A 13006-nucleotide genomic window follows, 5' to 3' on the forward strand; every position below is an offset into this window, starting at 1 on the left:
TTATTCAGCCGTGATCAGTGGCTTTGTGGTCAGCGTTATCATGCTGGTGGTGCTGGCGCGCGACGGCCGCGTCATTCGTCTGGACCGCACCTATCTCTCATTTTCCAAAGCCCTGTTTCGCGACATTTTCAAAGTCGCCATGCCCGCTTCCCTGTCGCCCATTTTCACCATTTTCATCATTTTAAGCCTGACGGCCATGGTCGCGACCTTTGGGGAGGCAGCCCTTGCAGGCTATGGCATTGGATCGCGGATTGAGTTTCTTCTAATCCCGCTCGTCTTTGGGATTGGCGCGGCCATGACGTCGCTGGTAGGTCTCAGCATTGGTTCGGGCAATGTGGAGCGGGCAGAGCATATTGGCTGGATCGGCAGTGGTTTTGCGGCCGGCCTGACCGGTATCGTCGGGCTAGTTTTGGCCCTGTTTCCAAGTGTTTGGATACACGCCTTCACACAAGACCAAGCAACCTTTGAAGCTGCTCGCAGCTATATTCAGATCGTAGGGCCGTTCTTTGCGTTCCAAGGCCTAGGTCTGTCGCTTTATTTCGCCAGCCAAGGGGCGGGGGCAATGAAGTGGCCTGTGATTGGGATTTTGGCGCGTGTGGTGCTGGCGGTCGGGGGTGGGTGGCTTTTGGCCTTTGGCCTCGATCTCGGCCTGAAGGGCGTCTATATCGGCGCGGCTGCGGCCATGGCGACCTTTGGCGTGATAATCGCCGCCGCCTTGAAACTTGGAGCGTGGCGACGTCTGGCGGGATAAGCCGATGCAACCACCCATGCCCCTTAGGCAGCCGCACGAAAAGCCGAATGCCAAACCGCACGTATTTCTCAAGCAGTCATTCAATAAAGTCTTGACCTAGGCTATGGTTAATGGAATGCCGGAAGGGTGTTGCGAAACAAAGTTCAAATTGAGGTGTCAGATTTGATTTGGATGAAGGTTTGACTGTTAGTTTCAGGCTTGGGTGAGACTTGAGGTGCGTGAAGTGAAGCGGATAATTGGTGTTTCAGCTCTGGCGATTTCTGTATGTGTGCCCGTGTGGGCCGTTCAGGCTTCTGGTTTTGAGCCGCCTGCGGAAGGTGCGACGCCTACGGCGGTACGATCTGAACCCAGTCCCGCCGCACCAAGCCCCGTGCCTGCAGCAGACGCCGCACCGCCACAAACGACGCTGCCGCCTGAAGCCATCGCTGCACCCCCACCTGTTCCTGTGGAAGTTCCTGCCTTTGATATGGCCGCTACTGCGGCACGCTTTAATGCCTTGGTGGGCGAAGCCGATCGCTTGACGACGTTACGCACCCTAACCCCTGAGGCGGTACAAGGCGCATTGATGTCAACGGCGCGGCTGTCGTCATCGGGCATTTCAGAAGGGGCGGCATCTTACGCGGTGCTTTCCGCCTCTGCCCACGCCCCCTTTGCGTCAAGCTTGCAAACGGCAGTCAATCTTTTGGGCCGTGATGCGGTGCTAGAGCGATTGAAGAGCGATCCAGAAGCATTTTTGGGTCTGGTGGCTTCCTCCAATGAGGCAGCTACCATTGCCAGTGGCGTGATGGCCGATAGCTTGGCCAAGATGGATAAGGCCACCCAGGTTTTGGGTGATGCGGCTTATAGCGTTCAAAAGGAAGCCTGGGCCCAGCGCGAAATGGACCCCCAACTGGTGCTGGCCGCGCACCGGACCGCTTCGACAAGTCCTGCCGATATTAGCCCCTTGGCTGCGTCAGACATGCGCAATACGCGCGCCGAAATACCCTTGGACAAGCGCTTTTTGGTGGCTGCAGCCTATCATATTTTAGGCGATGACGTGACCTCAACCAAATTGATCGCAAAGCCTGCTGGCAAGATGTGCATGAACCGCGTGCAATTGAATGTGCGGCAATGCTTGGCAGCCAGCCGCTATCCCTATGAGCATTTGTTCTGCCTAGCGCGCCACAGCTTCCAAGAATCCTCTGGCTGTGTGCGCGACACCATCAAATAGTCCCTTCCGGCCCATCTCAGCCTTTCTTCTTGCTCTGCCCCCACAAGACGCTAAGTCTGGTGGCAGAAGAATTTCATGGGAGTGGCCGATATGAGCAGTTTGAAAGATAAGACCCTTTTCATCACCGGGGCATCGCGCGGTATTGGTCTGGCAATCGGTTTGCGCGCCGCCCGCGATGGGGCCAATGTGGTGATTGCGGCCAAGACATCAGAACCCCACAAGCATCTGCCCGGCACCATTCACTCGGCAGCCGCCGAGATTGAAGCCGCAGGTGGCCAAGCCCTGCCGCTGGTGGTCGATGTGCGCGAGGAAGCGTCCGTCCAAGCCGCGGTGGAACAGGCCGTGGCGCGCTTTGGTGGCATTGATATTTGCATCAATAATGCCAGCGCCATCCAGCTCACCGGCACGCTCCAGACCGAAATGAAGCGCTATGACCTAATGCATCAGGTCAATGGACGGGGGACCTATCTGGTCAGCCGGGCATGTATCCCGTTTTTGAAAAAGGCGGCTAACCCCCATGTCCTCAATCTGTCGCCACCCTTGGACATGAGCCCGAATTGGTTTGGCAATCATGTTGCCTATACGATGGCGAAATACACCATGAGCATGTGTGCTCTGGGCATGGCGGAAGAGTTTAAGGGTGACGGTATTGGCTTTAACTGCCTGTGGCCACGCACCGGCATTGCGACCGCCGCCATCCAATTTGCCCTTGCAGGTGATGAAGGGCTGCGCCACTGCCGCACCGTCGATATTATGGCCGACGCTGCCCATGTGATCCTGACGCGCGACGCAAAAAGCTGCACCGGCAATTTCTTCATTGATGATGTGGTGTTGGCCGAATCCGGCGTGACATCGTTTGACCATTACCGGGTTGATCCCAGCAAGGATCTGATGCCAGATTTCTTTGTTCCAGCCGATACACCAGTCGCCCCGGGCGTTTCCATGCGTGCGATTGGCTAGTTCGTCGACCCAAAAATTCGCGTGTCGCGAGAGGCGGATTGGACCGGGACCAAACTTGGTCTCGGTCTTGTCTTCAGCGCCAGTCGATGGATCTTTCAGGCTTTCTCTCACGCACGGCCATTAACTGCGGAGAACTGCCAAGAATTGTTAAAAATCGCAGGACTTTGGGGGTTTGCGGCCTTGATTTGGTCGCCATGAAGCGGCACGACCCAGAGTCAACACGTGCGAATCATCGCATAGAACAGACTTAGAATCGCGAGAAAAAAATGTTCGGACGCCTCTTCAACTGGTTTTCCAGCGACATGGCAATCGACCTTGGTACGGCCAACACCCTTGTCTATGTCAAAGGGCATGGGGTTGTTCTGAATGAACCTTCGGTGGTGGCCTATCGCCAGCGCGGTGGACGCAAAGAAGTGCAGGCTGTTGGCCATCAGGCCAAACTGATGTTGGGGCGCACGCCAGGTGAAATTCAGGCGGTTCGCCCGATGCGCGATGGCGTGATCGCCGACTTTGAAGTCGCCGAAGAAATGATCAAGCACTTCATCCGCCGGGTGAATTCCAACAAGGGCTTTTTGCGGGGCCGTCCACGGATCATCATTTGTGTGCCATCGGGCGCAACGCCTGTTGAGCGTCGCGCGATCCAAGATGCGGCGCTGAACGCCGGGGCCTCAGACGCCTATCTGATTGAAGAGCCTATGGCGGCGGCCATCGGGGCAGGCCTTGCCATTGATCAACCTTCTGGTTCGATGGTCGTTGATATTGGCGGCGGCACCACAGAAGTCGCGGTTCTCTCGCTAGAGGGCATTGTCTATGCGCGCTCAGTGCGTGTGGGTGGTGACAAGATGGATGAGAGCATCATCAATTTCCTGCGCCGGACCGAGAACATGCTGATTGGTGAGACCACGGCAGAGCGTATCAAAAAAGAAATCGGCACGGCTTTGCCGCCGGCAGACGGCTATGGCTTGTCTTTGTCTGTCAAGGGGCGCGACCTTCTCAATGGCGTGCCACGCGAGATCCAAATCTCGGAACAATTGATTGCAGAAGCCTTGTCTGATCCCGTTGATGAAATCATTGAAGCAGTTCGCGTCGCGTTGGAAACCACGCCCCCCGAACTGGCAGCTGACATTGTCGAAAAAGGCATTATGCTGACGGGCGGTGGCGCGCTGTTGCGCAATCTGGATGTGGTCCTGCGCGAGCGCACAGGCCTGCCGGTTTCTGTAGCCGATGATGCCTTATCGTGCGTGGTGTTGGGTACCGGCAAATGCGTCGATAATTTCGAGCAGTGGAAAGGCGTCTTGTCCAAAGTCTAAGCCGGATAAGCGCCCCGACTGGTTCGGGTCTATGAGGTGAAGGAGCAGGCATATGGCGCGCAGAGGCAATCGGCGAGCAGGGGGGGCAGGGCCACTCATTGGGGTCGCTGCGCTGACGGCGCTGATCTCTGTCGGGGCCACGATTGTTGTCACCGATCAACGTGGTGGTGCGGTTGCTGGCATTGCGTCTGATGTGTCTGGAGCCATTGGCGGGGTCTTGATGACGCCGGTTCGGTGGGGCGAGAATATCGTTACCTCCGTTGGTGCCTTTTTTGGCGGAGCCACCCTCAATAAAAAGCTTCAAGAAGAAAATCGCGCGCTTCTGCAATGGCGGGACCAAGCCAAAGCCATGGCGGAGCGTTTGGACGCCTATGAGAAGCTGCATGGCGTTAAGGCCGAACAATTGCCGCAAGGCTTGACCGGTCGCCTGATCAGCGAGAGCAGCGGGCCATTTGCAAAGTCTGGCATCGTTAATCTGGGTGCCAAGTCTGGCGTCAAAGTGAATTGGATTGTGCTTAATCAAAATGGTTTGGTGGGCCGGGTTATTGCTGTGGGCAATGACACCTCGCGTGTTTTGTTCTTGGCCGATGGGGATAGCCGTGTTCCCGTCATGGGCGAGATCACCCGGGCACGCGCGATTGCGATGGGGGATAAGACATCTGCCCCCAAGCTGGCCCATTTGAACACACCTACATTGATGCGCGATGGCGAGCGGGTCATGACTTCTGGCGATGATGGGATCTACCCGCGCGGTATCGCAGTTGGACAAGCGGGCATTGCCCCCGACAAGCAGTGGCGGGTGCGTCTGGCATCCAGCGCATCCCCGATTGATTTTGTTCGCCTTGTCCCGCCCTCCAATTTCCCGCCGCCGCTCGATCCTGTGACACCGCCAACTTTGGCGGCTCCGCCGACAGAGGGTGCGGCTACCACGCCGGTGCAAGGGGGTGTTCTTCCGCTTGCCCCCGATGCGGCCGGTGTACCCACAGCCGCAACGCCTGAAGCGATCCGCGCGGCTCAGGCGTCGCGTAGCAGTGAAGTCGAGGCAGCACGTGCCACAGCAGCGCGCCTTGCCAAGGAACGTGATGAAGCCCGAGAGCAGGCACGTAAGGCCGAAGCAGCACGTTTGGCAGCCGAAAGCCGGTCGGTTCCAGTTGCAGGATCAGCGACAGCATCCAATGCTGGGGCGAGTGTGCCCACCACCCCTGCCGCACCTGCAGCCGCACCTGCGCCTGCGACCCCACCCAGCGGGGCACCCAAACAGTGAGCACGCTCTTACCTGGCCGTCCTTCGACCAGGTCACGCCTCTTTTCCGGTCTCGCCATTGTGGCCGGGACAAGCTTGCTTAATCTGGTCTCGCTCAATCTCGGACCATTCGGCAGTATCTGGCCGGCTAGTTTGATCTGGGCGGCGTGCGGCTGGGCCAATCAAGGACCAAATGCATTGATTAGTGTGTTATTGTTCCTGCTTGGGCTGTGGCTTGACCTTTTGACCGGCGGCCCCTTGGGGGCGTGGGCGGTGGTTGCGTTACTCGCCCATGGCTTGACCATTCTGACGGCGCGCTTGAGTGTGGCCATGGCCTCTACGCCTTTGGGGTCTGCCGCGATTACCGGCTTTTTTTTCCTGTTGGCCGCGTTCATCTTGTCGATTTCAAGCGGGAAAGGGTTTAATGTGCTGGCGATTTTGGTGCCAATTATCAGCGCGGTTATAACCTATCCATGGCTGGCACCGTGGTTTGATCTGTCTGAGGATGAAGCATGAGCCAGAATGGTGGACCAGATCTTTTCAGCCGTCGGGCCATGATCTTGTCCTCACTCGGGGGCTTGTATTTTGCCGTCCTCGGCCTGCGCATGGCGCAGCTACAGATTTTCGAGAATGAGGAATTTCGTCTCGAAGCCGCTGAGAACCAGTTCAACCTTCTGGTCAATCCAGCTTCCCGTGGGCCCGTCTATGATCGATTTGGCGTACCGCTGGCCGTGAACCGACGCGATTTCCGCGTCTCTGTCATGCGCGAGGATGTCGACGACCTACCCACCACCATCAAGGCCTTGGCCTCGATCCTGCGCTTGCCCCCAGAGAAAGCAGAAGAATCTCTCAATGAGGCCAAGATTTCCCCCCGCTTCATGCCCTCGATGGTGGCTGAGAATTTGTCCTGGGAGGAATATTCAAGGGTTAGCGTCTATGCGGCCTCCTTTCCGGGCGTGCGGTGCGAAATGGGCGAAGCCCGCAATTACCCACTTGCTGAAAGCATGGCTCATGTTCTGGGCTATGTGGCCAAGGCCAATGACAAGGATGTTGCCGCGGACCCCCAGGCCCGCCATCCCGGTATTCGGGTGGGCAAGGAAGGTATTGAGAAGTCTCAAGAAAAAGGCCTCAAAGGTGTTCATGGTGCCACTAAACTAGAGGTCAATGCCCATGGTCGCGTCATTCGCGAAGTGGTCGACCCGCGCCTCAATCCCAAAAGCGGCACGCCCATCGTCCTCACCATTGACGCTGAGATCCAGCAAGTCGCCTATGATCAGTTTCAGGCCAAGGACAAAAGGCCAGCTGAAGCGGGTTCGGCTGTGGTAATGGATATCCATACGGGCGAGCTTTTGGCGCTGGTATCGGCTCCAAGCTTTGACCCCAATAAATTCGTGGACGGCATTAGCCGCACCGATTTCAACGAATATAATAATGCCGAGATGCGCCCGTTGTATCATAAGGCGGTGCGCGGCATTTATCCCCCCGGCTCGACCTATAAGATGGTGACGGCTTTGGCTGCCCTTGAGGCGGGGATTACCGATCCTGAAGAGACCGTCAATTGCCCGGGTTTTTACATGTTGGGCAATCATCGCTTCCATTGTCACGCCCGGCGCGGACATGGCAGTGTCAACCTCCATACCGCCATCAAGGTCTCTTGCGACGTCTATTTCTATGAAATGGGTCGGCGCATTGGTGGGGACAAAATGGCACAAGTCGCCCGCGAGTTTGGCTTTGGCCAAAGGTTTGATCTGGGCATTCCGGGGATTGCCGCCTCGCACGTGCCCGACAATGCTTGGAAGGTCAAAAATCGCGGCAAGCCTTGGCAAGTTTATGACTCGCTCAATGTGGCGATCGGTCAAGGCCTGATTGCGGCAACCCCGTTGCAACTGGCCGTGATGACGGCGCGCATCGCCTCTGAGGGTAAAGCGGTTGTGCCGCGTCTTATTCGCGAGGGGCCGGGGGCCACGCCGTTTACCCCCTTCAAGCAATTGCCGTTCAATTATCAGCATATGCATCTGGTCCATGAAGGCATGATTGCCGTGTCCAATGAAGCTGGCGGCACAGGTCGGGGCGATTTGGGCATTGAAGGCGTGCGCATGGCCGGTAAGACCGGCACTGCCCAAGTCCGACGGATCACCATGGCTGAACGCCGAACGGGTGTGCGCTCAAACGCCTCGCTCCCGTGGAGACAGCGCGATCACGCTTTGTTTGTCTGCTATGCACCCGCCGAAGCCCCCAAATATTGTTGTGCCCTTGTTGTCGATCACGGCGGGGGCGGTGGTGCTGCGGCCGCGCCGCGTGCGCGTGAGATCATGCGGGCCACCCTGTTGAAGGACCCGTCTTCCAAGCCTGCCTTCACGACCCGGGCAAAGACAGCAGATTTAGCCCCGCCCGCCGATGGCACCCCGCCGGGGGATGGCAAAGCATGACCTTCTTGCCGGATATGGAAAGCGGTCGCGACAGCTTCTTTGGAAAGCTGCGTCGGATCGAATGGGGCTTGGTCTTTGTCATGGCCATGATCAGCGTGGTCGGCACCATTTTGTTGTTTGGCGCGGCGGGTGCGAGTTGGGAGCCTTGGGCGGGAGACCATATTATCCGCTTTTGTATCGTCACGTGCCTCATGCTGGTGGTGGCAACTGTGGATGTCCGTATTTGGTACCACTTGGCTTATCCTGCCTATATTGGCGTTTTCATCCTGTTGATCGCGGTGGAATTGTTCGGAAAAGTCGCTTTGGGTGCCCAGCGTTGGCTGGAAGTGGGCCCCATCCGGTTGCAACCATCCGAATTCATGAAGATCGCCTTGATCTTGGCTTTGGCTCGCTATTATCAAGACGCTGAATCGGATCGGATGTGGACCATTCGGGCCCATGCCATTCCGTTGGTTATGCTGGCAGCGCCTGCGGCTTTGATCACGCTGCAACCTGATTTGGGCACCGCCATCATGGTGGCAGGGGTTGGGGCGACCATGGTGATATTGGCTGGCCTGTCGTGGTGGTATGTGGTGGCGGCAGCTGGAAGTGTGGCCACTTTTGCCTTGGCCGCCTTCTTTTTCTTTATGGCAGAGTTTCAAAAGAACCGTATCCTGACTTTCCTTGATCCATCGCGCGATCCTTTGGGAACCGGCTATCATATCACCCAGTCTAAGATTGCGATTGGTTCGGGCGGATTGTTTGGTGTCGGCTATATGCAGGGCACCCAAAGCCAGCTCGATTTTCTGCCCGAGCGCCACACAGACTTTGTGTTTGCCATGCTGTTGGAAGAGTTTGGCATGGTAGGCGGCTTGTTTGTGCTGGCCCTGTACCTCGCCGCGATGGCGTTTGGCATTTATATTTCAATCGGGTGTCGCCATCGGTTTGGCAAGTTTTTGGCCGCAGGCGTCACCATGTTGTTATTCATCTATGTCGGCATTAATGCGGGCATGATTATGGGCCTGATGCCGGTGGTGGGCGAACCTCTGCCTTTCTTAAGTTATGGCGGAAGCGTCATGCTCTCGCTGATGTTCGGCCTGGGCCTTGTTCAAAATGCCAAAGTCTTCCGCGACAAAACGTTGGGGTCTGGCTTTAAATCATCCAAGCGGGTGCGGTAGCGGCGGACGGCGCCACCCCATTTGGCGCGCAGAGACCCGAAACCGTGCCTTTGCCACAGCAGAGCCTCTGGCAAAGGCGTTCACTTAATCGGTTCCGTGCGGCGAGAGGGGTGGCTCTAGGCCCTATTTCGCGCTTTCAACCTTGATATAGGCGATCACATCGCGGCGATCTTTTTCTTGCTTCAGGCCCACAAAGCTCATGCGGTTGCCGGGCAGGAAGCCCTTGGGATCGGCAAGCCATTGGTCTAGCTTCTCAGCATCCCACGTAAAGCCTGCCCCCTTGAGGGCCGGGGAATAATTGAAGCCAGGCACAGTCCCGGCCGTCCGGCCAAACATGCCATGCAAGGCAGGACCGACGCGGTTATCGCCCCCTTTCTCAATCACATGGCACGAACGACACTTGGCAAATTGCCGACGGCCATTGGCCAGATCGCCTTCGCTATAGGGTGCTGGAAGGCTGGCGAGGATTTTAGCGTCTTCGGGGGAGGAACCGGCGGCCGCCGCAGCGGGGGCAGGGGCGGCAGGGGCAGCGGCAGGAGCCGGGGTAGCGGGGGCGGCCGCCTCCTTGCTGGGTGTTGCTTCTGGTGCGGTCTCAGTTTTGGCCGACTGGGGGGCTTGGCCGCAAGCGACAAGGGCCATCAGCGGGATCAGGGCAAGGCTGGTGCGGATCATCATGGTCTCTTCTCCACAGACTAAAAGGGGTGGGCCATGCGCGTGCAGACAGCCCGACAGGCGGGAGGTAGAGCGTTGAGCCGAAGCCGAACAGGGGCATGAGGGAGATCTGTCAGTCACAAGCGATCACTTCCCAGTGAGGGCCTTGAGCCCGTGAGATAAAGAGCCCCGCGGCAGTCCTGCCACAAGGCTTGTCAGATCTTGATGAATGGGGAAAATGGTGCCGGTTGCAGGAATCGAACCCGCGACCGTCCGATTACAAATCGGGCGCTCTACCTGCTGAGCTAAACCGGCATCGGGGGTGTCTCTAAACGTTTTGGGCGACGTTTTGCAAGGGAGAAGCGCAATGAATGGGCAGGCAAAAAACAGCATCACCCGCAGAGGGGCCTTAAGTCACGTTGCTGCGCCTGGCGCCATTCTGGCCGCGCCAGCCCTTGCAAGCGCTGCTCCGGTGGCCATCCAAACCCGCAAGAGGAAGACCTATGTGCTGGTGCATGGCACGTGGCATGGCGGTTGGGTATGGCGGCAAGTGGCCGAACGCTTGCAGGCTGACGGGCACCGCGTTTTGACCCCAACCGCGACGGGCTGTGGGGAGCGGGCGCATCTGATCAGCCCCACCACCAATCTCTCCACCCATGTGCAAGACATATGCGCGGTGATTGAGGCCGAAGATGCAGAGGAGGTGATCCTGATTGGCCATTCCTTTGGCGGGTTGACCATCACCGGCGTTGCCGATCGACTGGGCGAGCGCATTGCCCATATCGTCTTTTATGATGCCTTTATTCCAACGCGGGCGCGCCCGGCTTGGGTGATGCCCGAAGCCGATGGGTCTTGGCCCAAATGGTGGCTAGATCGCCAAGCCCATTTCATCGACGGCTATAAGATGATTTTCTTTGATCATTATCCGATCAAAATGCTGGTGCCAGAAGAGGATGCGGCCAATGTCGCGCTGCTCAAACGTAAATTGACGTGGCACCCCGCCGGGCAATGGACAGAACCTGTAAGCTTTGCCCAAGGCGGGTGGGAAGACCGTCCCCGCACCTATATTCACACCACCTTGCAGACCTTTGCGCCCTCGTCGCCGGCCATGTGGGGGCCAGGTAAAGAGGCTGGCTGGCGCTGGATTGATGTGCCGACCACCCGCAACGGCATGTTGACCCACCCTGATGTGGTGGCAGCCTGTTTTGCCAGCTTGGGCTGATCTTTAAAGAATTTTCGCAGGACTTTACCGCCTTGGCGCATTGCACCAAAGCCCACTCCAGCCTAGTAAAATCAGATTCGAGTGCCGTAGCTTGCAAGCGCTGCGGGCAGCTTACAGAGTCGTTTCAAGAGGGCACACATGGCCGATAGTGCAGTGTCAGCAGTCACCCAAGCCGGGGCAGGCGTTCAACAGACCTTGGTCTCGAATGCATTTCTGCTCGACTTTCTCCCGATCATCATCTTTCTGGTGATTGCGGCAGGCCTTGGTTGCGCCTTCATGCTGGCCTCTTGGGTGTTAGCCCCGTCGAGCCCTGACCCGGAAAAAGTGTCGACCTATGAGTGCGGCTTTAATGCGTTTGACGATGCCCGCATGAAGTTTGACGTGAAATTCTATCTGGTATCGATCTTGTTCATCCTGTTCGATCTGGAAATCGCCTTCCTGTTTCCGTGGGTCTTAGCGCTCGATGATATTGGCCCCTTCGGCTATTGGTCGATGATGAGCTTCCTTGGCATCTTGTTGGTTGGCTTTATCTATGAGTGGAAGAAAGGTGCTTTGGAATGGAACTAAAGCTTCCCCCTCGCGCGGGTTCAGTTCCCGCCACACTCGACAACATTGGCCCTGTTATCCCCAATGACCCTTATTTCTCGGGCCTATCAGACGAATTGGCCGATAAGGGGTTTGTGGTTGCCGCCGCAGACGATTTGATCACCTGGGCGCGCACCGGCTCCCTCATGTGGATGACCTTTGGTCTGGCCTGCTGTGCGGTAGAGATGATGCAAGCAGCGATGCCGCGCTATGATATGGAGCGGTTTGGCTTTGCCCCGCGCGCCAGCCCACGCCAATCGGACGTGATGATTGTGGCCGGCACCTTGACCAACAAAATGGCCCCGGCTTTGCGCAAGGTCTATGACCAAATGCCAAATCCGCGCTATGTCATTTCCATGGGCTCCTGCGCCAATGGCGGGGGCTATTACCACTATAGCTATGCGGTGGTGCGTGGCTGTGACCGGATCGTGCCGGTCGATATCTATGTGCCGGGCTGCCCGCCAACCGCGGAAGCTTTGATGTATGGCATTCTGCAATTGCAGAAGAAAATCCGTCGTGAAGGAACGATCGAACGATGAGCGCTTTGGCTGAGTTGCAAGAGCGCCTGACTTCGGCGTTGGGTGCTTCTGTCCTGTCGGCGACGCAGGCACATGGTGAGCTGACCTTAGTGGTTCGCCGCGACGATATCCTCGCCGTGCTGCAGCATTTGCGCGATATTGAAAGCTTCTCGTCCTTTGTCGATGTCTGCGGCGCGGATTATCCAGAACGGGCTGAGCGCTTTGAGGTGGTCTATCACCTCTTGTCCATGAGCAAGAATGTGCGCATTCGCGTGAAGGTGACGACCGACGAAGATACCCCGGTTGCATCGGCCTGTGCGCTATGGCCTGCAGCCGATTGGTTTGAGCGGGAAGCCTTTGACATGTATGGCATCCTCTTCTCTGGCCACCCAGATTTGCGCCGCATTCTGACCGATTATGGCTTCCACGGCCATCCGTTGCGCAAAGACTTCCCACTGACCGGCTATACCGAAGTGCGCTATGACGAAGCCCAAAAGCGGGTGATTTATGAGCCCGTTAAGCTCGTGCAAGAATATCGCAATTTCGATTTCCTAAGCCCCTGGGAAGGCATGCTGCCCGGCGATGAAAAGGCCGCCGAATAGGGGGCCTTACGCTGCGGTGCGTGTGCTTCGAGCGGGGACCTAATGGGACTTTGCGCTCGCAGGTCTGGGACTCGGCTGACGCCATCGGGGATGACATCGTTTCTTTGAATGACACCCAACACCTATAGCCCCGCGAGGAAAAGACCTCCGGGGGTTCGGCTTTTGCCCTTGGGATAAGGGCAGGAGGGCCGGGGCGCTAAGAGCGCGTCAATGAAGTGGGCCAGATTAACGGACTGGCCCGAATACGACGCAAACCGTGCGCCCCGGCTGATAAGGCTGTGTGCTTAGGTGGTTCATGACGCCACGGGTGGTTCTGATTTCCCCCGCCTAGTTCGTAAAGGCCTCATTCTCGCAGGCTTTTGACCCCAA

13 protein-coding genes and 1 tRNA gene are annotated in these 13006 nt (G+C 57.4%); 12 read left to right on the forward strand and 2 right to left on the reverse strand.

The features are described from left to right. The 8 genes from IOB61_RS10445 to rodA form a co-directional block, all read left to right on the forward strand. A partial coding sequence (locus IOB61_RS10445; protein ID WP_290816109.1) for an MATE family efflux transporter occupies positions 1–751 on the forward strand: 751 nt, incomplete at its 5' end. 223 nt (positions 752–974) lie between these two features. Then, complete coding sequence (locus tag IOB61_RS10450; RefSeq protein ID WP_290816112.1) at positions 975–1961, forward strand: hypothetical protein; 987 nt, start codon at positions 975–977, stop codon at positions 1959–1961. Positions 1962–2051: 90 nt separating this feature from the next. Next, complete coding sequence (locus IOB61_RS10455; protein ID WP_290816115.1) at positions 2052–2921, forward strand: NAD(P)-dependent oxidoreductase; 870 nt, start codon at positions 2052–2054, stop codon at positions 2919–2921. Positions 2922–3187: 266 nt separating this feature from the next. After that, a complete protein-coding gene (locus tag IOB61_RS10460) occupies positions 3188–4231 on the forward strand; it encodes a rod shape-determining protein (RefSeq protein WP_085340650.1) in 1044 nt (347 codons plus the stop codon). A gap of 52 nt (positions 4232–4283) precedes the next feature. Next, positions 4284–5495 carry a rod shape-determining protein MreC gene (gene mreC, locus IOB61_RS10465; protein ID WP_290816119.1) on the forward strand — a complete coding sequence of 404 codons (1212 nt, stop codon included), beginning with the start codon at positions 4284–4286 and terminating at the stop codon, positions 5493–5495. Next, on the forward strand, positions 5492–5989 hold the full coding sequence (locus IOB61_RS10470) for a hypothetical protein (RefSeq protein ID WP_290816122.1): 498 nt from the start codon (positions 5492–5494) through the stop codon (positions 5987–5989). Before mreC ends, IOB61_RS10470 begins: the two co-directional genes overlap by 4 nt. Next, complete coding sequence (gene mrdA / locus IOB61_RS10475) at positions 5986–7902, forward strand: penicillin-binding protein 2 (RefSeq protein ID WP_290816126.1); 1917 nt, start codon at positions 5986–5988, stop codon at positions 7900–7902. Before IOB61_RS10470 ends, mrdA begins: the two co-directional genes overlap by 4 nt. Then, complete coding sequence (gene rodA, locus IOB61_RS10480; protein ID WP_290816128.1) at positions 7899–9059, forward strand: rod shape-determining protein RodA; 1161 nt, start codon at positions 7899–7901, stop codon at positions 9057–9059. The genes mrdA and rodA overlap by 4 nt, the downstream gene beginning before the upstream one ends. A gap of 123 nt (positions 9060–9182) precedes the next feature. On the opposite strand, the gene IOB61_RS10485 is transcribed toward rodA, so the two are convergent. Beyond that, positions 9183–9734 carry a cytochrome c family protein gene (locus IOB61_RS10485; protein ID WP_290816131.1) on the reverse strand — a complete coding sequence of 184 codons (552 nt, stop codon included), beginning with the start codon at positions 9732–9734 and terminating at the stop codon, positions 9183–9185. A gap of 215 nt (positions 9735–9949) precedes the next feature. Continuing rightward, positions 9950–10025: transfer RNA gene (locus IOB61_RS10490), tRNA-Thr, on the reverse strand. Between the two features lie 52 nt (positions 10026–10077). Here IOB61_RS10490 and IOB61_RS10495 point away from each other — a divergent pair. From IOB61_RS10495 to IOB61_RS10510, 4 genes are all read left to right on the forward strand, one after another. Next, the gene (locus IOB61_RS10495; RefSeq protein WP_290816134.1) at positions 10078–10932 is read left to right on the forward strand and encodes an alpha/beta hydrolase; all 855 of its coding nucleotides are present in this window, start codon (positions 10078–10080) and stop codon (positions 10930–10932) included. Positions 10933–11070: 138 nt separating this feature from the next. Further along, positions 11071–11499, forward strand: a complete 429-nt coding sequence (locus tag IOB61_RS10500) for an NADH-quinone oxidoreductase subunit A (protein ID WP_290816137.1) — start codon at positions 11071–11073, stop codon at positions 11497–11499. Then, entirely contained in the window at positions 11490–12056 is a 567-nt protein-coding gene (locus tag IOB61_RS10505; protein ID WP_290805938.1) for an NADH-quinone oxidoreductase subunit B family protein, read from the forward strand. The genes IOB61_RS10500 and IOB61_RS10505 overlap by 10 nt, the downstream gene beginning before the upstream one ends. Beyond that, positions 12053–12637 carry an NADH-quinone oxidoreductase subunit C gene (locus tag IOB61_RS10510; RefSeq protein ID WP_290816140.1) on the forward strand — a complete coding sequence of 195 codons (585 nt, stop codon included), beginning with the start codon at positions 12053–12055 and terminating at the stop codon, positions 12635–12637. The genes IOB61_RS10505 and IOB61_RS10510 overlap by 4 nt, the downstream gene beginning before the upstream one ends. Positions 12638–13006: the final 369 nt, after the last annotated feature.

The organism is Aquidulcibacter sp. (assembly GCF_020253525.1).
In the GTDB taxonomy this organism is placed as follows: domain Bacteria; phylum Pseudomonadota; class Alphaproteobacteria; order Caulobacterales; family Aquidulcibacteraceae; genus Aquidulcibacter.